Source organism: Vibrio sp. NC2 (assembly GCF_025195005.1).
Taxonomy (GTDB): Bacteria; Pseudomonadota; Gammaproteobacteria; order Enterobacterales; family Vibrionaceae; genus Vibrio; species Vibrio splendidus.
This window is the reverse complement of record NZ_JANVFC010000013.1, coordinates 74,372-94,708: the sequence shown is the minus strand read 5'-3', so window position 1 is coordinate 94,708 and position 20,337 is coordinate 74,372. Positions and strand designations below refer to the sequence as shown.

The window sequence follows — 20,337 nt, the reverse complement described above, 5'->3', positions numbered from 1 at the left end:
CTACTTCGCTGATCCAATCAGCATTGGGTTATCTGAGATTTTTAATAATTTTCTTTGAATTTCGTCACTTTACTACTATTAAGATCATATAAAAAGGTGATCAAATCAGAATCTCAGTGCAAGAATGGAGAAATAGTCACTTTCGTCTTAATTCAGTCCAATATACTGAATAACATTTTGTTTAAGACATCTCCATGAGCACATCACAATGAAAAAAAACAAAACAGTCACAACTGAAGATATTCTTCTTAAGCTATGCCAATCAGTCTCAAGCGTACTCACTTCAGCGACGGCTTCTCAGGTGTCCTATTCAGCTATGGTTCAAAAGATCAACAAGACAAGTCTGAAGCCAGACTTTGGTTGTTTCGTCTTATTTGACGGTGGCTTTTCTGGTCTTGTTGTCATCAATTTTACGTCTAAAGCCGCGCTAGAGATCTATACCAATTACATGCGTAACATGGGCATGCCAGAAGATGAGCTGGCGGTACTGCACACTTCAGACGAAGTGGGCGATGTTTTGGGCGAGTTAATGAACCAGTTAGTTGGTGATTTCACCAATAAGATCCGTAAAGAACTGCAAACCAACATCACACAGAACCAACCGAAAATGCTGGCATTGAACAAGCAAGTAAACCTTTCTGTTGATACTAACCTAGATCGTCCACAAGCTCGCCGAGTGACCTTCTCGACTGCAAACAACAACATCTTCTACCTAGAGCTTGCAATGGATAAGACAGAATTCATCCAATTGGAAGAATTTGAGATCGCTGAAGACGAATGTCCAGACAGTATTCTTGAGGCTACTCAGAAAAAAATGCAGGAAGCGAATAAGCCCGCTCAAAGTTCAGGTAATGATTCTGCAGCCGATCTACTCGATGAACTTGGTATCTAGTTTGCTAATACTCTAGTTAATCCGGAAAATCGTGTCACTAACGCCATCAATACGCTTGATGGCGTTTTTGTATTACCCAGAAGCCGCCTTTTCCATCCTTCATAATGGCTCACCGCGTAATAACAAATGACTTTTGACTTTGCTGTTACCTGCCAAAACATGTAAAATGTCGGACTTTTCAAAATTTGCGGTAATGATTAAGTAGTCGATGGATAAGAAAAAAGCCCTAAAGAAAATTGCCAAGTGCCTTGAGCTTGGAAATTCTGCGAACGTCAATGAAGCGGCCAATGCGATAAAAATGGCGCATAACTTGATGCTGAAATATGGTCTCGAGAAAGACGATATTGAATTTATCAAGATGGGGAAAACTCAGTCCAGTCATCTGTTACCTGCAAATATCAGCTCTACACTGCTGCGCGTTATTCGTGGTATCAACACTAAGTTTGGCGTAGAAGCCGTGTTACTGAACCACAAAGGCCTTAAGCGTGTGGAGTTCATTGGTGAAGCTGATCGAGCGATCTTTGCTGCCTTTGCTTTCGATATTATTTATCGCGAATTGAACGAGCATACGGGTCAATTCAGAAACAGCTTTGCAGGATCTGGTACAGGAACTCTCGAAGTCACTCGTCGTGTGAATTCTTACGTCTCTGGTTGGGTAGAAGGTGCGCTTGAAAAGTTGCCAATCATTACCCCGGACGACGAGTCAAACAACAAAATCAATAACTACATTGATAAAGAATTTGAAAATATTGACCGTGAAACCTTCAAACAACAACTCAGAGAAGCGATGAAAAACCTCACCGCTGACTATGAAGTTGGTTTGAAGAAAGGTCGTAAGCTTTCGGTAAACCGCCCTGTTGGCGGAACTCAAGCGGCTAAAAAAATCACCAAATCGTAGAGCATGCCATTTAGCTAAATCATAATGCTTGCTCTTTACATTTCCTCAGCACATTGTTAAAACCATCAATAATACTTATAGGACTATATGTTTGTCATTCGCAATCCATGCGTTTGACAGAAGTACATGATGGAGAATACGTTGAAAAAAATCACACTAGCCCTAGCGCTTACTGTCGCTCTAACGGGTTGTCAGGCAACTCAACGCCAAAATGCTACAACAGGCGAATCTGAGACTAACTCTGCAACTCAAGGCGCTCTAATTGGTGCAATCGCTGGTGCCGTTGCTGGTGCTGCTACTGGTGACGATTCTAAAGATCGCCGTAAACGTGCACTCATCGGTGCTGCTGGTGGCGCCGCCGTTGGTGGTGGTATCGGTTACTACTTCGACCAACAAGAAGCTGCACTTCGTGAAGAACTCATGAACTCTGGTGTTCAAGTTGAACGCGTTGGTGAGAACCAGCTTCTACTTCGCCTAGAAAACGGCATTGGTTTTGGTTCTGGCTCTTACGCTTTAGAGTCTAGTATTCACAACACACTACGTGGCGTTGCTCGTATCTTAGTAGAATACCCAGACACTAGCCTAGTGATCGACGGTCACACTGACAGCACTGGTAGCGAGTCGTCTAACCAAATCCTTTCTGAGCGTCGTGCTGAATCTGTTCGTGCATTCTTGATCTCTCAAGACGTTGCTGCAGGTCGTGCCATTGCTCGTGGTAACGGTGAGCGTTACCCTCTATGTGACAACAACACCTCTCAAGGTCGTGCTTGTAACCGTCGCGTAGAAATTCAAATTTTGCCGCTTAAGTAGCACGGTTAAAGCCCAGTTACCTTTATCTATTGAAATAACCACTATATAGTTGCTTGTCATTCGTATGGCTTATTTTAAGCGCTACGACTTAACACTCAGCCACATAGCGTATTCATCCTGATACATCGGCACTGGGCTTTTTTACGAGACTTATCTTTTGCTTATCCTATCCAACTTTCTGTCATCGTCATTTCTTAGGCCTCTATTTCTAGCCCTCATATTTTCCACGATACCGTTGTCCACCACACATTTCGTGCACGCAGCAAGCAATGATGAATTTTCATTAGATCCACAATCTCAAGAATCACAACCTCAAGACCCAATTTCTCAATATCAACTCGCTCAAGCTTATGAATCGGGTGTCGACGTCCCTTTGAGCACCAGCGATGCATTTTATTGGTACTCGCAATCAGCGGATAACGGCAATGCAAATGCGCAATTTAGGCTGGCTGAATTGTATTTATCTGGGACAGGTGTAGAGCAAAGCAACAAGCTAGCTTTAGAATGGTTTATCAAATCAGCATTGCAAGGTAACAAACGCGCCTCAGTTGAGGTCGCAAAGATCTATGAGTCCTCGCTTGAGAAAGATCTACTCCAACCATTAGATGCAGCACAGCTATGGTATGAAGCGGCCCTAAAAGACAACCCTGATGCAGAAGATGGTTACAATCGCGTTCTGGAAGCACAATTTAACCAACAACGCGCCAAGCAGATCTCTTCGATAGAGCAGCTCAATGACAACGTCAGTGCAGAAGCCAATACGAATCAACCAAGTACCTCCCCTTTGGCACTAACTGCTAGAGACCAAGCAACACGTTCTAACCTAACAAACTCTGACTATATGATCGGCGCAGTACTGGCCGTTTTAATTGCAATAGTGAGTATCAGCGCGACTCTGGTTGTATCGCGAAAGCGACAGATTCTGAAGTCTGGTGAGTTAAATCAGCAACAGCAGACACTTGAAGCGCAACTTAGCGCGAAAGACTTCACCATTAAGCAGCAAAAGCGCCAACTTCAGACTATCTATAACGAACTGAAGAAGCAGAAAAACAACAAGAGCTTGAACAATTTTCAGGTAGCTTGTGCGCTATTTGGCTACACGCCTAGCTCAATTCCGGACCAGAAAAGCATCAAAATACGATACAAACAATTATCAAAGATCTACCATCCAGATGGTCACGGATGTGACGAAGAAATGAAACGTTTGAACAATGCGCTAAAAACCATTTTACAAAATGTTACAAAACCGTAAACAACTACACATATTAAATTTGCAAGGTCGCAAAGATATCGATTTTATTAGTGTTGCAATCGATCCCCCTCTCAAAAACGGGTAACAAACTATTAACTAATGGGTCTTACTTGTGTCATAATTTGCGCCGAAAATACACCTGACTTAAACAGGTGAGGAGAGAATATGTTCACAATAGAAGGCGTTTGTGATTGGTGCAAAAAGCCAAGCCTAGTTAAAAAGCACGACTACCTAGATGGTAAGTGTCATCATGCATGTAAAGAGTGCAATGATATTGCAACCATTGATGTTCGCCAGTTCAATATTGGTGAAATGGAAATGAGAGCAAAACTCTCCCAAGCGACATTGAGATAAGCAACACCGTTGAAATATAAGAAAGCGCCTAAGGCGCTTTTTTTGTGTCTGTGGTTTTAGATCTTCTCTCCTCTCTCCTCTCTCCTCTCTCCTCTCTCTTCTCTCTTCTCTCTTCTCTCTTCTCTCTTCTCTCTTCTATACAGGTGTATACAGTACTTTTCTGTCAAAACCACTGTATGCACCTGTATAAGGCTCACATTTTTTCAAATTATGAGACAAAACAGCAAATTCATTCAAATTTAATTTATCAAATAATTTCAATAACTTAACAGCATTACACCTGTCACTTCAGACAAAATCGTCCAATAATCCCGCAAAAAACGCTTGATCTTATAAGCAACTAAAACTACTGTATACACATACAGCATGTATATAAGGACAGCAAAATGATTCAAGCACACGTTAAAGCCCAACACTCTAGCCCGCTAGTTCACTGCGCATTTACATCAGTTTCTCGTAAAAGCAAAAATTCAAACGAGGAAGCGTTATTCGCAAGAATGGCGTTGCTGTCCAACCAACATCAGTGGCTACTGTTTACCGCTCAAACACCGAGACCATCCGCTAAGCAGCTAAAGCAACATAATGTTTGCTGCGACCGAGTTATTCATATGAAAGCCTCTCATCAAATGACTGAGGTAGAAACCGTCGAGAAAGCCATTCGCTCTAAGAATGCGAGTGCGATTGTGGCAAGTGCATCGATTGATCAATTCAGTCAGCAATGCCTAAGAACATTAGGAATGCGCTTTCAGTGTGAAGTCTTCTTTATGGATGCGAATTCAGAGCGTATTCACTAAGCCACCTTGCTTAATATCATGTTGGCTTAATAACATTGTTGGCTCAAAAACATAGCCCACAAACATAGCTTATTCTTTTAGCTAACAAACTTAAGTTAACTTAACAGCATAGCTCCAAAACACAGTCCAAATATACTGCCTTCCCCTGCCCTACGATTCGCCTATTTTTTGGCGAATTGTTAGGCGGGGGTTTTTATTTAAACAATAGATTTAGCAATCGTTTGCTTTTTATCTGGAAGGAAATAGTAGATTGAGTATAATGCCCGTCTAATCATGTGCACACCGCACTTCTCTGTATGACGTTTGATAAAAGATAGGAATGTCTAAATGAGCCTTGCTGATCAAGTTCTTGCCGTAAATGATGACCTGCCAATCCGTACTGACAAACCTGTCCACAGTGGCAAAGTTCGCTCAGTCTACTGGTTAACTGAAGAAGATAGTCAACGACTAATCAAAGAGAAAGGCTACGATGTAGCACCAGATGCGCCTTTAGCCATCATGGTGATCAGTGACCGTATCTCTGCATTTGATTGTATCTGGCGTGGTGAAGGGAATCTTAAAGGTGTTCCAGGTAAGGGAGCGGCTCTGAATGCTATCTCTAACCACTGGTTCAAATTGTTTAAAGACAACGGACTTGCTGACAGTCATATTCTTGATATCCCTCACCCGTTTGTATGGATTGTACAAAAAGCTCGCCCAGTCATGATCGAAGCAATTTGTCGTCAATACATTACTGGTTCAATGTGGCGTGCATACGCAAACGGCGAACGTGAATTCTGTGGTATCGAGATGCCTGAAGGCCTCGAGAAAGACAAGAAGCTACCTGAGCTACTGATCACGCCTTCAACAAAAGGGATTTTGAAAGGTATCCCTGGTGTACCAGAAGCTGACGATGTGAACATCTCGCGTAACAACATCGAAGATAACTTCGCAGCGTTCAACTTTACTCAAGCAAGCGATATCGCGCACTACGAGAAGTTGCTAAAAGAAGGCTTCAACGTTATCAGCCAAGCACTCGCAAACGTCGACCAAACCTTTGTCGATACCAAGTTTGAGTTTGGCTACGTCAACGATGCTCAAGGTAAAGAAAAGCTGATCTACATGGACGAAGTGGGTACTCCAGATTCATCTCGCATTTGGGATACTCAGGAATACAACAAAGGCAACATCGTTGAAAACTCTAAAGAGGGTTTCCGTCAGTTCTTGCTTAACTACTTCCCTGATGCAGACATCCTTTTGAACAAAGAACGCATGCCAGAGCGTGAAGCATTAGCTCGTGACAATGAACTGCCTCTTGATTCACTGATGTCTCTGTCTCGTACTTATCTTGATATCGCAGCGAAAATCACAGGTGCAGAGATCGTACTGAGCGAGAATCCTAAGCAAGAAATCATCGATGTACTGCGTGCTCACTATGGTCTAGTTGACTGATTGCATTCTAGAAAGCGAGTAAGCTCGTAAACACAAGTTCCTGATACTAAAAGGGCCTCATCATTATTGAGGCCCTTTTTACGTGTGCGATTTTTAATATTCTTTGAGCTAGCTTCTAAGCTGTATGCTCTAGGCTCTAGGCTCTAGGCTCTAAGTAATAAGCTCTAAGCTCTAAGCTCTAAGCTCTAAGCTCTAAGCTCTAAGCTCTAAGCTCTAAGCTCTAAGCTCTAAGCTCTAAGCTCTAAGCTCTAAGCTCTAAGCTCTAAGCAATACTGAGAGATTACAGCTTGATAGTAAACTCTTCTCCAGTATTCTCGGCGATCACCAAATGACTGCGCGTCTCGATGTACTCTATCTGCTCTTCTTCAAGAGAATATGGCATAACAACTTTGAGCTCATTGATCCCTTCTAGCCTAGCTAGCTTAAGTAAGGTAACAATGTTCGACTCATCACTTTTACGCGTCGACATTGATTTTAATGCCATCTGCCATAAACGATCTTCAGGGCTTGCTAGCTCTTTAATGCTATCTCGCCAGACGGTACTGAATACTGGCGCAATTGTGGTTAGTGCTTCCAGAAAAGTCCATTTTTTACTGCATGAGGCGCCAAGAAAGGTTGTGTAATCGAACTCTACACGCGTCTCTATCTGTTTTTCCATGATGTCCCCCGACACTTTGACAACACAATATACTCAATATCTATCAACTCTTTCTTTATAGCAATAGGATATAGAAGAATAGTCTTTTATGACCTTTTGATTGGTTAAAAAGGCATATAAAAATCAATTTTGTAACAAAATAAGCACTGAATAATCATATATGCACCTATTTGATTAATATTTTAGAGATAAAACTTATCTATCTATTTTATATCAATTATCCGGCTCGCTTTTTTGTATTGAATACGCCAGCCAGACCATGTTGGCAGCTCCCAGCGTTTTGGTGATAACTTTCGGCTACCCGATTGATAGTGAACGTAAATCAGCTTTCGTGCGGGCAAGTATTCTACATCGAGTTGCAAGTCGGCAAGGCTCAGTGCAAACGGGTATTTTTCAGAGAACTCTGAATAGAACCAACTTGGAATCCCATCGAAAGGTATGTCTGCATGGTCGAACATTTCCAATTCGCTCACATCTGTGACACCTAGCACCTCAAGCTGCTCTATCAACCATAGCTCAAAGTTAATGTTCTCAATTTCTGGTGTGTATTGAGTTTGTTCATCGAGACCGAGTTTCACATACAGCTGCCAGTGTTTGATTTCTTGAGTGCGAACCTTTGCAAAACCGGGAAGTTGGACGCCTTTTAACACAAGATCGACAATAGGCTTTAATGATAGTTGCCCTTCAGCCGCGACGAGCTTAGTCGTAATTGTACGGCCTGCGTACACCAAAGCCATCTCGGTAAAAACACCATCGTCATTTACTCTTGTTTCACCTTGCTCCCACTCTCCGAGTTCAGCTTCAATGATAAGCTCAAGAGGAATAGGTGCCGTGACCGTCGCTAAGGTCAGTGTTTGCTTAACACCTCTTCCCGGCAAACTATGGGTATCAAGCACCAACATCGCTTGTGCATTGTCCGGGAAACGATTCTGACGGCCAAGTACTACCTCTAACACTCCATTGGCAAAGGCTTCTTTCCTCTTCAGTCGGCGCACAAACACCAGCTCAGGATGCAAATTCACAATAGTCTTAAGCAGTTCAATACGCTGGAAACGTGACGCGACTTCTAACTGAGGAAGTTCAAACACCTCACGCATTTGCTTTGCCAGCCCTTGCGCTTCATTCAGTGCCTGTTGGTCGATTTCTAAATGCGGATAATCGCAACCACGAACAATCTGAATTAACAGGCTTAAGTCACACCCTTCTTTCTCTTGCTGAGCCAGCGCTTCCAAATGTTCTGCATTGTTTGGTAATTGGTACAAGCGAGCAGGAACGGACAACGCCGCTGTGAGATCGACCATCGCTTCTTTTAAGGCTTTGGTTTTGATTCGAGTAACAATATCGGCATACAAAGCATCAATCGGCAGCGGATACAGCTTTTTGCCATGCTCGGTAATTTGATGGTCGCTATTAATCGCCTCCATCGTCAGCAAGGTTTGAGTCGCGCTGTTTAATGACTTCTCAGGAATAGGATCAAGGAAGGACAAGCTCTCAAACGGAGCACCACAACATGCCGCGGCCAACATAGGCTCTGTCAGCTCTTCACGCTGCAATTCAGGTGGTGTGACTAACTCTAACGCCGCATGCTCGCCATATAGACGCACACAAATGCCATCCATCACCCTACCCGCGCGGCCAGCTCGTTGTTTGGCACTCGCTCGTGATATGGATTTAAGCATCGGTGTGGTTCTTCCGTTTCGTTGAACGGTGCGTCTTTCTAATCCTGAATCTAACACCACACCAATATCAGGTATGGTGAGGGAGGTTTCAGCAACGTTGGTCGCCAAAATGACCTTTCTCAGGCTATTACCTTCAGTATTGATATTACGACCCGATAACGCTAGATCTCGTTCTTTTTCACTGACTGACGCATGCAATTTCACTACTTGGATGTCTGGATTCTTTGCCAAGGCTTGTTCACATTGCACGATCTCTTTTTTACCCGGTAGGAAAACCAAGATATCGCCATGTGAAGCGATCAGTTGATGATTCACTTCTTCAGCAATGCGTTGCTCTAGATGTCGAATATCGGGCAATGCTCTGGATTCATTCGCCTTGTGTTCAATAGCAACTTGATAAGTTCGGCCTTCACAGCTAATTCGATTCGCATCCAAGTAATGAGCAAGACGCTCCCCTTCAATAGTTGCTGAAGTGATCACCAAGCGATGGCTCTCTTTTTGCTTCAGAATCGCCATCAGCAGATCAATGTCCCAGCGCCTCTCGTGAAACTCATCCACCACAATCACATCAAAACTGGCTAATCCGTCTTCTGATAACCAACGCAGCGCGATACCGGGCGTCACAAAAACAACGTTAGTCTGCTCGTTATATTCAGACTCAAGCTTAATCGCATAGCCAACCTTGCTACCAAGCTTCTCACCCGATTGCTGTGCGAGGTATTTAGCCAATGACGTACACGCGATACGTCTTGGTTCCACCACCAGCACTCGTCCATGCTGAGAAGCCCAAAGTGGCAAGCGCGTTGATTTACCCGATCCGGTTTCAGCTTCGACTACAAGGTGAGAATTGGCGATTTTTTCGTGGAATACGTTTTGATAAGAATCGATAGGAAGTAATGACATAAAAAGGAGGAGTCGCGAAAAAGTGTGAGCGAAGTATAACGAATTATGGCGCTAGAATTCGATAAGTGTGGGACATAGGTAAGAATATCATTTTGTTTGCAAAGATCGGAGGGAAACTATTTACAATTGAATAACTAAACCGTTATCATTTTTCGGTTACCCTTTCTCCCATATTAGGCATCCAATGAACAACGATAAACGCCCTCTATATATCCCTTATGCTGGTCCTGCTCTACTAAGTACCCCTCTTCTAAACAAAGGCAGCGCATTCTCTGCTGAAGAGCGCAGTTCTTTCAACCTTGAAGGCTTGTTACCGGAAACGACCGAAACAATCCAAGAGCAAGTAGGACGTGCATACAAGCAATATTGTAACTTCGAAAGTGATATGGATAAGCATATCTACCTTCGTAACATCCAAGACACTAATGAAACGCTTTTTTATCGTTTAGTTCAAAACCACATTTCTGAAATGATGCCTATCATTTACACGCCAACGGTTGGCGCAGCATGTGAGAACTTCTCAAATATTTACCGTCGTGGCCGTGGTCTGTTTATCTCATACCCGAACCGCGATCGTATCGATGACCTACTGAACAATGCGACAAACCACAACGTTAAAGTTATCGTGGTTACGGATGGTGAGCGTATTCTTGGTTTGGGAGACCAAGGTATCGGTGGCATGGGTATTCCAATTGGTAAGCTAGCACTGTACACAGCTTGTGGCGGTATCAGCCCAGCTTACATGCTACCTATAGTGCTCGATGTGGGTACAAACAACCCTCAACGTCTTGCAGACCCAATGTACATGGGCTGGCGTCACCCTCGTATCACAGGTGCTGACTACGATGCATTCGTTGAAGAGTTCATCCAAGCTGTTCAACGCCGTTGGCCTGATGCATTAGTTCAGTTCGAAGATTTCGCACAAAAGAACGCAATGCCACTGCTTGAGCGTTACAAAGATCGCCTCTGTTGTTTCAACGATGACATCCAAGGCACAGCAGCCGTAACGGTTGGTTCTCTACTTGCAGCATGTAAAGCAGCAAACAGCAAACTTTCAGATCAACGCATCACCTTCTTAGGTGCGGGTTCTGCAGGTTGTGGTATTGCTGAAGCTATCATTGCTCAAATGGTGTCTGAAGGTATCAGCGATGCACAAGCACGCTCTCAAGTTTACATGGTCGACCGTTGGGGTCTGCTACAGGAAGGCATGCAAAACCTGCTTGATTTCCAACAGCGTCTCGTTCAAACCAACGAAAACACCAAAGACTGGGAAAGCGACGGCACTGGCTTCTCTCTACTAGACGTTGTTCGCCACGCGAAACCAACAGTATTAGTTGGTGTATCTGGTGCTCCAGGTCTGTTCAGCAAAGAAGTCATCAAAGAGATGAACCTACACTGTGAACGCCCTATCGTGTTTCCACTGTCGAACCCAACAAGCCGTGTTGAAGCAACTCCAAACGACATTATTCGTTGGACTGATGGCCAAGCACTGGTTGCGACAGGTAGCCCATTTGAGCCAGTAACTCATAACGGCACCACTTACCCAATCGCTCAGTGTAACAACAGCTACATCTTCCCAGGCATTGGCCTTGGTGTATTGGCTGTGAATGCTTCACGTATCACTGATGAAATGTTGATGGAATCAAGCCGTGCGCTTGCTACGTGCTCTCCACTTGCTATCAATGGTTCAGGTGCGCTACTTCCACCATTGGAAGAGATCCACACCGTATCTAAGAAGATTGCTCTTGCCGTTGGTAAGAAAGCGATTGAGCAAGGTGTTGCACTAGAGATCACTGAAGAAGCTCTTCAACAAGCGATTGACCAGCACTTCTGGCAGCCGGTTTACCGTCGCTACAAGCGTACTGCATTCTAATAAAGCGTGCTGCGCTTGGAATAGAGAGCGTTAACTACTCTTACAAGAGCCTCTGCAACTGCAGGGGCTTTTTTCTTTACACTGTCTTGTCTTTTTAACTGATTTTTCTCATTTTTATTTGGTATTATCGAGCACTCAAAAATTAATGCTCAGTCAAAGGACCATACCGAGAGTGAAATTTGATTCTCACATTTTCCGTAGCTACTTATTAAAAGCTTACAAAAAACTGCAAGGTTTTCTGTTTGGCGCTTTCCTCGTGTTCTTAGTTGGCAGCGCTGCGGTTATTGCGATCGATTATTGGGTTTCATGGCAAGCGGAAGATCGCATCATCTACGATATTGATGACGTGCCCGAGCTTGAGGTCGCGGTTGTGCTTGGCACGAGCAAATATTTGGGTAGAACACTCAACGACTATTATAAACACCGAATCGAAGCCGCGATTGAGCTGTTCGATCGTGAAAAAGTTGACCAATTTCTACTGAGTGGCGATAACGCTCATCGCTCTTACAATGAGCCGTGGACGATGAAACGCGACTTGTTGAAAGCGGGTGTCCCCGATGAACGCATCAATCTAGATTACGCGGGGTTTAGAACCTTGGACTCGATTGTTCGCGCTAAAAAGATATTCGATACTGATAATTTTCTGATCATCACTCAGAAATTCCACTGTGAAAGAGCGCTATTCATCGCTAATTCTTACGATATTCATGCGCAGTGTTTGGCAGTTTCAGGGCCAACCCACCATTCGGGAACCTCAATACGTTTACGTGAAGTGTTTGCGCGCACCAAAGCATTCCTTGATCTGTATATTATGGGGACAACGCCAAAGTTCCTTGGACCTAAAGAGCCGATTCAACCGAGTCCAAAACCGGAATCATTTCCGATTCCAAACCCTATTACTGACCCCACTGTAAACCCTGTTGTAGACCCTACAGCAAGCCCTATTTTAGAACCAGCAGAGACCGATGTGTAGAAAACTACACATTTTGAATTTGTTGCCTCACACTTCCCCATTGTTAAGCAAAAACACACCAACACTCCTTTATTAACTTGAGTAACATTCTTCCAACAAAGTCTGACCCTACATCAAGCTATATACCTCGAAAATAATAAGCACGACTCAATGAAGTCGTGCACCAATAAAACGAGGATAACAAAAGGAGCGTCTTATGACGGCACTTGTTACTACACTGAAACACTGGTTGTTTACCCGCAACAGCATGATATTAATTGGTAATTTCACGTTATTTGCACTTTTGCTCAATAATCTTCCTTTCGAATCACAAGTGAATACGGGTTTGAGTATTCTCGTGTTCGTTGCCATTTTATGGTTAACAGAAGCGATTCACGTCAGTATCACCGCTTTGCTCGTTCCCCTATTGGCTGTCTTGTTTGGTGTATTCAACACGCCCGCTGCGCTGGCTAACTTTTCGAACCCAATCATCTTCTTGTTCATGGGTGGCTTCGCATTGGCAGCCGCGCTGAACAAGCAAGAGTTAGATAAAGCGATTGCTGACAAAGTACTGTTGATTGCAAAAGGCAGAATGTCAGTCGCCGTGTTCATGCTGTTCGGTGTGAGTGCGGGTCTATCAATGTGGATCTCAAACACAGCCACCACAGCAATGATGCTTCCTCTTGTTCTAGGCATCATGAACAAAGTTGACCAAAGTGAAGACCGTAACACCTACGTGTTCGTACTATTGGGTATCGCTTACTGTGCTTCAATCGGTGGTATCGCAACCTTAGTGGGTAGCCCACCAAACGCAATTGCTGCCGCAGAAGTTGGTTTAAGTTTCACAGAATGGATGGCGCTAGGTCTGCCTATCTCAATGATCTTATTGCCAATCACAATGGTTGTCCTGTACGTGATGACTAAGCCAAAGCTCGACCATAAATTTGAGCTAGACCACGCTCCTGTAGAGTGGACAAACAGCAAAAAAATCACACTGTCTATCTTCCTTTTAACCGTAACGCTTTGGATATTCGGAAAACCAATCAACGCAATGATTGGCGGATTCTCTAAGTTTGATAGCTTGGTAGCGATTGGTGCCATTGTACTGCTTGGCGCTTCTAGAGCGGTTGAATGGAAAGACGTTGAGAAGACAACGGATTGGGGTGTGCTTATCCTGTTCGGTGGCGGTATCTGTTTAAGTAACATTCTTAAAGCGACTGGAACCAGCGTATTCCTAGCACACTCACTAAGCGGATTTTTAGAAACAGCAGGTGTACTTCTTACGATTCTAGCCGTAGTAGCGTTCGTGGTATTCCTAACGGAGTTTGCGAGTAACACAGCGAGTGCGGCATTGCTTGTCCCTGTATTTGCAACCATTGCTGAAGCGCTGGGTATGTCACCTGTTATCTTATCTGCACTGATTGCGATTGCCGCATCTTGTGCCTTCATGCTACCAGTCGCGACACCACCTAATGCGATTGTATTTGGCTCTGGTCACATCAAACAAAAAGAAATGATGCGAGTCGGTATGGTGCTGAACCTAGTTTGTATCCTAGTACTAACACTGTTCGCGTGGATCTTCTGGTAAGCACTAACGCCCTATAGACTTATGTTTATAGACAAGAGCTTATAGGAATGCCCCCCCCCCACACTCAAAAACATCTGGTTGCAGCTTCCCCCGGCTCAACCAGTACAAAAATGCCCGCTCAGCTAGCAAGATCAGTTTAACTAACAAGACCAGTTTAACTAACAAAACCAGCTAAACGGGCATCTAAAAACAAGAAACGCTTTTCCCTTTTTGTGGCCCCGCGCCACCTTTTTTGTGTCAGCTTGTCACCTTTTCTGTATCAACTACCAAGCACTCATTACCGTTCTAAAATCTGGCTCTCACGCCACACTTGGCACCAAACGCGTCCAACCTAACAGCAGCATAGAAGCACACATAACCCAAACGACAGTGGCTAAAGAAAGCGTCGATACCAAATTGTAGCGATAACTGAACACATAAACCGCGCCAAGATAAGCCGCGTATGGCACAAGCGAGAACAAGCCAAAGAGTGCCGTGGTACGTAACTCCACCATGGTTTGTTCCGTGCCAACAATGTAGTGAGCAATCAGAGCAAAGGTTGGAAACAACGGCACTAAGCCTGCGATGTAAAAGCTCTTACTTTTCGACAGCAGCGCAATCAACAGAACAGCCGCCGCACCAAGCAAACATTTAAAGAACAGTGAAATCATTTTTTATACGTTGTCCAAGCAAATCAACAAAGGCTCTAGAGGGTAAACTCATATAGCGCCCATAAAAATGCCACACGTCGCATATGCACGTGTGGCTTATAAACTAACCAGAACAATTTTCAGATTAGTGACTCAAGATCACCTGATTTCGGCCTGAATGCTTCGCTTGATATAGAGCTTCATCAGCGCGAGCAATGGTCTCTGTCACCCGCTCTTGTTTCATCTCAGCAATACCGATACTGCAAGTGAGTGGATCGCCATGAACCCAAAGGTGCTGGCTGACTAAAAGTCGGATTTTCTCGGCCTTTCTTTGTGCTTCGCCAAGATCAGTCTCCGGGCAAAAAACAATGAACTCTTCACCACCCCAGCGCACCAATTTATCTGTCGCGCTGATCGAACTGCCGACCACCATGCTGAATTCTCGTAAAATATGATCACCCATTTGGTGTCCGTATTTATCGTTGACGCTCTTGAAGTAGTCAATGTCGAGATACAACATACTCAGCTTTCCATGCCCCTGCTTTACCTGCTGAGACTGCATTTTTAGCCAATCACGAATCGCGTGTCGGTTGAGAATCCCAGTCAGTTCATCACGATGAGCCTTTTCTGAAAACTCAAAGTTTTGCTCTCTCAGTGCTCGATTGACGTTCTTTAAGTGATGATGTCTTTTCTCTGCAAGCACCATACGTTTTCTTGAACGGTTTAACTCAGACAATAAGAATACGGTGCCCGTGCCAACCCAAACAAACAGTAAGATAAGGAACAAGCTTTCGCCTGAAATATAAGATCCCTCGAACTCAATACTGCGGATGACTATTCTGTGGTGACCCAGTTTCGCACCAGACGCGGTAGCAAACTCGACCATATTCACATTCGAATACTCAGGCGCTGAATGCTCTAGCGCAATCTCGTTATCCGCTAACCACCATGTCATTACTTGCAGGTTTTTGATCGGAATCTCAATCACACCACCATCCACGCCAGGAGAAAACTCCATTCCGTTGTACTTATGCGTGTACTCGTCATCAGGAACCGAATAAGCAGGATTGTAATTACGCAGGTAAGTTCGCAAACGACCGCTAGAATCGGCCTCCGCATGGTAATCAATATTGACTCTAAAGGTGTGGTACTGAGAAAGGTCAAGGCCAGTGGTAATGTCTGGGTTGATACGAATCGATAGGCCGCAATAAGGCCACGGATACTCAGACTTTTTAAGCTCACAGTCGAGAATATACTGGCCATTTTGATAAGATAATTGGGACGTACTGACGCCTCTATCCACTTGATCGCTGGTCGCGATAAACTCATATTTATCCGGCGTAATTGCCGTTATCACACGATTTCCGCTCACACGGTAATACTGGACAATCGCCAGCGTCGTGATAACTAAAAAGATGACTATTTTATGGATCCACTTCACGTCTAAGCTTCCGGCTTAAGGTCCCTATAGTTGGGATTTCACGATAAAAAATAAGTTAGGTAAATTAGTGATCTTAATACCAATAATTTACTAAAAAACGTTATATCACGCCTGAACAAAATGTCATACCATAATTTTGAGCGAGCGTTTACTCATCAATTATCCATCGCAATAATCAAGTAATATTGCGTATTAAAACGGACTCTATTTGTTATACTCATCGCATAATCATCGTTAACCGTAGCGCCTGCTTACAGAGCGTCCGAGTCGACGAAATAATAATCAAAATACAACGAGTAATGTCATGTCTTTATTAGCAAAAGGAACACTCAAGAAAATGAGTGCTTCGCTCGATGGTGCGGTTACCTACCGTTTACCTATCGGTGAAGAGTTTGTAGAGCTAAACCCTCTGATTGGTAAAACCATCAACCTCACTCACACCGGTAATATTTTTTGCTGCTCGTGTGGCAAGAAAACCAAGAAAAGCTACTCTCAAGGCCACTGCTTTGTGTGCATGAGAAAGCTAGCAAGCTGCGACATGTGCATCATGAAGCCAGAAACTTGCCACTACGATGAAGGTACTTGTCGTGAGCCTGAATGGGGCGAAGCGAACTGCATGGTTGATCACTTCGTTTACCTATCGAACACATCAAGCCTTAAAGTGGGTATCACTCGTCATACTCAAATCCCGACTCGCTGGATTGACCAAGGTGCTACTCAAGGCCTACCAATCTTGAAAGTGAAAACTCGTCAGATTTCTGGCCTGATTGAAGTTGAGTTAGCCAAACACATTGCCGACAAAACCAACTGGCGCACGTTGCTAAAAGGCGACGGTGACGATATGGAGTTGGTAGAAAAAGCCAAAGAACTATTGCCACTAGTAGAAGATAAGATTCAAGAGATCAGAGCGAAGTTTGGCGACGATGCAATCGAGATTCTGAGCGAAAACATCACTTCACTGAGCTACCCAGTTGAGCAACACCCAGTGAAGATTGTTTCTCATAACTTTGATAAGAACCCTGAAGTATCTGGCGTGCTGCAAGGTATTAAAGGCCAATACCTTATCTTGGATACTGGTGTGATTAACATCCGTAAATTTGGCTCTTACGAAGTAGAAGTTTCTGCTTAGTAAGCCAACGGTTTTGAGATGTTCGCTATTTTGATAAACCAAAGCTAAACGGTTTTGATCGGTGAAAGCTAAACGGCTTTGATGAGCTAAAACTAAAATGCCCTCAGCAATTGCTTGAGGGCATTTTTGTATCATGACCAAACATTATAACGGGGTGACACCCTAGTTAGCTTTATTTTTATGCTTCTAGATTTATAGCTTAAGCTTCTAGATTTATTACTTATGTTGCTAGATTTATTGCTTATACTTCTAAATTGATTGCTTGTGCTTCTAGATTTATTACTTATGCTTCTAAATTGATCGAGTTTACTCAATAGATTGAAGTCGTTTAGTGCGGTAATGCTTGGCTTATATCGCTGGCAAACACTTCTCCGCACACGCAGTTCTTTCCATTCGCTTTGGCTCGATACAAAGATTGGTCTGTGAGGTTGACGAGTGCATCGATGGACACTTTCTCTTCGCAAGAGCGACTATCACTCACTCCGATACTCACACTCACATTAAAACGAATCTGTTCGCCCACTTTGAACTCGACCTGATTAAATTGCTGTCGGATCTGATCAGAAACTTCTCGCGAAACGTTAGGTGACGCATTGGGAATAAAGAGAATAAACTCTTCTCCACCCCAGCGGCCTGCCACACCACCCACTCTCTCAACATTACGTTTAGTAATGTTGGCCAATGCGCAAATAACCTCATCGCCCACCATATGGCCGTAAGTATCATTGATCGATTTAAAGTCATCGATATCAAGCAGCATACTAACGACATGAGTATCAGAGGCAATATGTTCCCTTAACCACTCATAAATCGCTCTGCGATTGAGTAAGTCAGTCATTTCATCGTAATTCGCTTGATGAACCAATTGCTTTTCCAACATCACCTTTTGAGTCACATCTTCGAGCACAACCTGAACGGCCGGCTGACCTTGCCAAGTAATCGCATTATCGTAAATATTGAAGAATCGATGAATGCCATCGAACCCAATGTTTTCAACCACAGTGCTGGTTCCCGACAATTCACCCGACACGATCGCTTGATAGTGCTTACTGATGCCATCCGTATTCTGCTTTGGCACCAATGTAAGGATAGAGTCCAGCTTTAAAACTTCTTCTATGGAAGAACCACCCTGCATTTTAACCCACGATTGATTGACCATCAGCGGTTTGAACTCTCGGTGAACCAAGATGCCCTGCCCTGATTGCATGATCATATCGTGATACATCTTATCTTGTTCACGCACCGCATTTTGTAGCTGGATCGCAGGGGAAAGGTCGATCACCGTGACTTGCAGTGCTGGCCGACCTTGCCACTCTGTCACATGGTCAATAGAGAACACTGTGAACTCTCGACCATTGCGATCAACATTAACATAGGTGTGGACCTGCGGATCGCGTTGACCACTGATCGTTTCAAGGTAATTTTGATAGGCTAAAACATGGTATTCTTCTGAGATTAGATCTAGGAAGCTATCTATATTAGTAAGTAGTTCTTCGGGTGATGGGTATCCATAGATGCGAGCATAATTAGCGTCAACACTAACTACATTCATATCTTGAATAGTTATTACACCGTACGTGGATTCGAAATTTATTGAAGACATTGCCAACTCCGCACTCTCGCTATACTCCACAAACTGGAGCATAACAACACATCCTGCCAACGCTTCCACACAATCTTTCACGCGTTAGGGGCATTAATATGGTATCTAGTATATCGTACTGCTACGGGCTTCTCTACAATTCTATCGCTAACACGAGTCACTAAAAGTAGACAAGTATCTCAATCCTATTACTCGCGTCAAAAAACAAAAAAAGATAACGTATATCTATGTAAGCATTAGCTTTTCTGTTTTCCGCTCTAAAATCGATAGCTAGAGCTAATCACGACTCTTTTGAAATCCTTTTATTATTCACTTCTATCTTGTTGGCTGTTAGCTTGAAACCTTGTCGGTTATTCATTCCAATCCGAAAAGTAAGCGACTAAGAAGTCGATCGCTAATCTTGCTCTCTGGGGTAAAAAACGGCGGTTTTGATATACGACCCAACTGCTGGTTCCCGCTCCCCAATACTCTTCTAGCACCGGGACAAGCTTTCCATTACTAAGGCCACCATTGAAGCTGCTCTTAGGTAGGTAGACAACACCAAGCCCCTCTTCACATGCTTTCAGTACTGCACTCGAATTGTTGCTGCGCCAGCGCCCATGCACTCGCACTGCATTCAACGGCTTGCCCTCTTTCTCAAATAGCCACTGATCACTGTTGGCGATAATACAGCTGTGCATTTTTAACTGCTCTGGATGAGTCGGCGTACCAAATTGCTCTATGTAGTCTTTACTGGCTGCTGCCGCCATCGGGCGATCGACGAGCTTTCTTGCCACCAATCCTGAATCATCCAATCGGCCATAACGAATCGCGAAATCGATGCCATCTTCGATGAAGTTAACCATCTTGGTATTGAAATTCATTTCTATGGTGAGCTCAGGATGATCTTTAGCAAATGCCATCAGCGCCGCCGCGACATGGTTTTCTGCAAACGCGCCTGCGGCACTCACACGCAAAGTACCGCTAAGCTGAGCCTGCTGAGAAGTCACTTGCTCGTTCGCTTGCTGAAGCCCAATGACCAAATCTCTACACTGCTGATAATAGGTATGACCCGATTCGGTCAGGCTCACCATTCGTGTAGAGCGTGCAAGCAGTGCCACACCCACTCTCTCTTCTAACCTTGAAACTTGGCGACTTACATGACTGGTACTGCAACCCAGTTGTTTTGCTGCTGCAGAAAAGCCGTGACATTCGGCTACCGCCACAAACTCATTAATACCTTCAAAGCTATCCATACTTCACCTATTTACGTCTAACGAATTCACATTCGACTAATGCACATCCGACTATTGCTATATAGCAATAATGTTTTGCCTATTCGGCATATTATCACTCAAATGGTTTACTACTAGTATTACAGGTAACGAAACAGCGGTATCTCTATTAAAAACACTGATGTCTGTCTTAAAAACGCGGATGACTAAACAACGACGCTGAAACCAAACAAACGT

General features: G+C 43.9%; 17 protein-coding genes. 11 read left to right on the top strand and 6 right to left on the bottom strand.

Going from position 1 to position 20,337, the window contains the following annotated elements; genetic code table 11:
• The first annotated feature begins 208 nt into the window (after positions 1-208).
• The 7 genes from NX845_RS16435 (at position 209) to NX845_RS16405 (ending at position 6,431) form a co-directional block, all read left to right on the top strand.
• On the top strand, positions 209-892 hold the full coding sequence (locus NX845_RS16435; RefSeq protein WP_004733423.1) for a DUF3334 family protein: 684 nt from the start codon (positions 209-211) through the stop codon (positions 890-892).
• A gap of 208 nt (positions 893-1,100) precedes the next feature.
• Positions 1,101-1,790 (top strand): DUF2786 domain-containing protein, encoded by a 690-nt coding sequence (locus NX845_RS16430; protein ID WP_004733422.1) that lies wholly within the window; start codon positions 1,101-1,103, stop codon positions 1,788-1,790.
• A 141-nt stretch (positions 1,791-1,931) separates the two neighbouring features.
• A complete protein-coding gene (locus NX845_RS16425) occupies positions 1,932-2,600 on the top strand; it encodes an OmpA family protein (protein ID WP_004733421.1) in 669 nt (222 codons plus the stop codon).
• Positions 2,601-2,757: 157 nt separating this feature from the next.
• A complete protein-coding gene (locus NX845_RS16420; RefSeq protein WP_260256997.1) occupies positions 2,758-3,852 on the top strand; it encodes a tetratricopeptide repeat protein in 1,095 nt (364 codons plus the stop codon).
• A 165-nt stretch (positions 3,853-4,017) separates the two neighbouring features.
• Complete coding sequence (locus tag NX845_RS16415) at positions 4,018-4,206, top strand: hypothetical protein (protein ID WP_004733419.1); 189 nt, start codon at positions 4,018-4,020, stop codon at positions 4,204-4,206.
• A 386-nt stretch (positions 4,207-4,592) separates the two neighbouring features.
• A complete protein-coding gene (locus tag NX845_RS16410) occupies positions 4,593-5,000 on the top strand; it encodes a SulA-like leucine-rich domain-containing protein (RefSeq protein WP_065681509.1) in 408 nt (135 codons plus the stop codon).
• Between the two features lie 327 nt (positions 5,001-5,327).
• Entirely contained in the window at positions 5,328-6,431 is a 1,104-nt protein-coding gene (locus tag NX845_RS16405; RefSeq protein ID WP_260256996.1) for a phosphoribosylaminoimidazolesuccinocarboxamide synthase, read from the top strand.
• Between the two features lie 280 nt (positions 6,432-6,711).
• Here the strand turns inward: NX845_RS16405 and NX845_RS16400 are convergent, their stop codons facing one another.
• Positions 6,712-7,089: a hypothetical protein gene (locus NX845_RS16400; RefSeq protein ID WP_004733416.1), complete on the bottom strand. Its 378-nt coding sequence runs from the start codon at positions 7,087-7,089 to the stop codon at positions 6,712-6,714.
• Between the two features lie 203 nt (positions 7,090-7,292).
• Positions 7,293-9,671, bottom strand: a complete 2,379-nt coding sequence (locus NX845_RS16395) for a helicase-related protein (protein WP_260256995.1) — start codon at positions 9,669-9,671, stop codon at positions 7,293-7,295.
• A 184-nt stretch (positions 9,672-9,855) separates the two neighbouring features.
• Here NX845_RS16395 and NX845_RS16390 point away from each other — a divergent pair, with 184 nt between their 5' ends.
• The 3 genes from NX845_RS16390 (at position 9,856) to NX845_RS16380 (ending at position 14,084) form a co-directional block, all read left to right on the top strand.
• The gene (locus tag NX845_RS16390) at positions 9,856-11,544 is read left to right on the top strand and encodes an NAD-dependent malic enzyme (protein ID WP_004733414.1); all 1,689 of its coding nucleotides are present in this window, start codon (positions 9,856-9,858) and stop codon (positions 11,542-11,544) included.
• 172 nt (positions 11,545-11,716) lie between these two features.
• The gene (locus NX845_RS16385; protein ID WP_004733413.1) at positions 11,717-12,517 is read left to right on the top strand and encodes a vancomycin high temperature exclusion protein; all 801 of its coding nucleotides are present in this window, start codon (positions 11,717-11,719) and stop codon (positions 12,515-12,517) included.
• A 196-nt stretch (positions 12,518-12,713) separates the two neighbouring features.
• The gene (locus NX845_RS16380; protein ID WP_017082762.1) at positions 12,714-14,084 is read left to right on the top strand and encodes a DASS family sodium-coupled anion symporter; all 1,371 of its coding nucleotides are present in this window, start codon (positions 12,714-12,716) and stop codon (positions 14,082-14,084) included.
• Between the two features lie 299 nt (positions 14,085-14,383).
• On the opposite strand, the gene NX845_RS16375 is transcribed toward NX845_RS16380, so the two are convergent.
• Both NX845_RS16375 and NX845_RS16370 read right to left on the bottom strand, forming a co-directional pair.
• Positions 14,384-14,734, bottom strand: a complete 351-nt coding sequence (locus NX845_RS16375; protein ID WP_004733411.1) for a GlpM family protein — start codon at positions 14,732-14,734, stop codon at positions 14,384-14,386.
• 124 nt (positions 14,735-14,858) lie between these two features.
• Entirely contained in the window at positions 14,859-16,154 is a 1,296-nt protein-coding gene (locus tag NX845_RS16370; protein ID WP_019350596.1) for a GGDEF domain-containing protein, read from the bottom strand.
• A 304-nt stretch (positions 16,155-16,458) separates the two neighbouring features.
• Here NX845_RS16370 and NX845_RS16365 point away from each other — a divergent pair, with 304 nt between their 5' ends.
• Positions 16,459-17,283 carry a DUF2797 domain-containing protein gene (locus tag NX845_RS16365; RefSeq protein ID WP_260256994.1) on the top strand — a complete coding sequence of 275 codons (825 nt, stop codon included), beginning with the start codon at positions 16,459-16,461 and terminating at the stop codon, positions 17,281-17,283.
• 328 nt (positions 17,284-17,611) lie between these two features.
• On the opposite strand, the gene NX845_RS16360 is transcribed toward NX845_RS16365, so the two are convergent.
• A complete protein-coding gene (locus NX845_RS16360; protein WP_260257006.1) occupies positions 17,612-18,835 on the bottom strand; it encodes a sensor domain-containing diguanylate cyclase in 1,224 nt (407 codons plus the stop codon).
• Between the two features lie 401 nt (positions 18,836-19,236).
• Positions 19,237-20,121 carry a LysR family transcriptional regulator gene (locus NX845_RS16355; protein WP_121603134.1) on the bottom strand — a complete coding sequence of 295 codons (885 nt, stop codon included), beginning with the start codon at positions 20,119-20,121 and terminating at the stop codon, positions 19,237-19,239.
• Positions 20,122-20,337 lie beyond the last annotated feature (216 nt).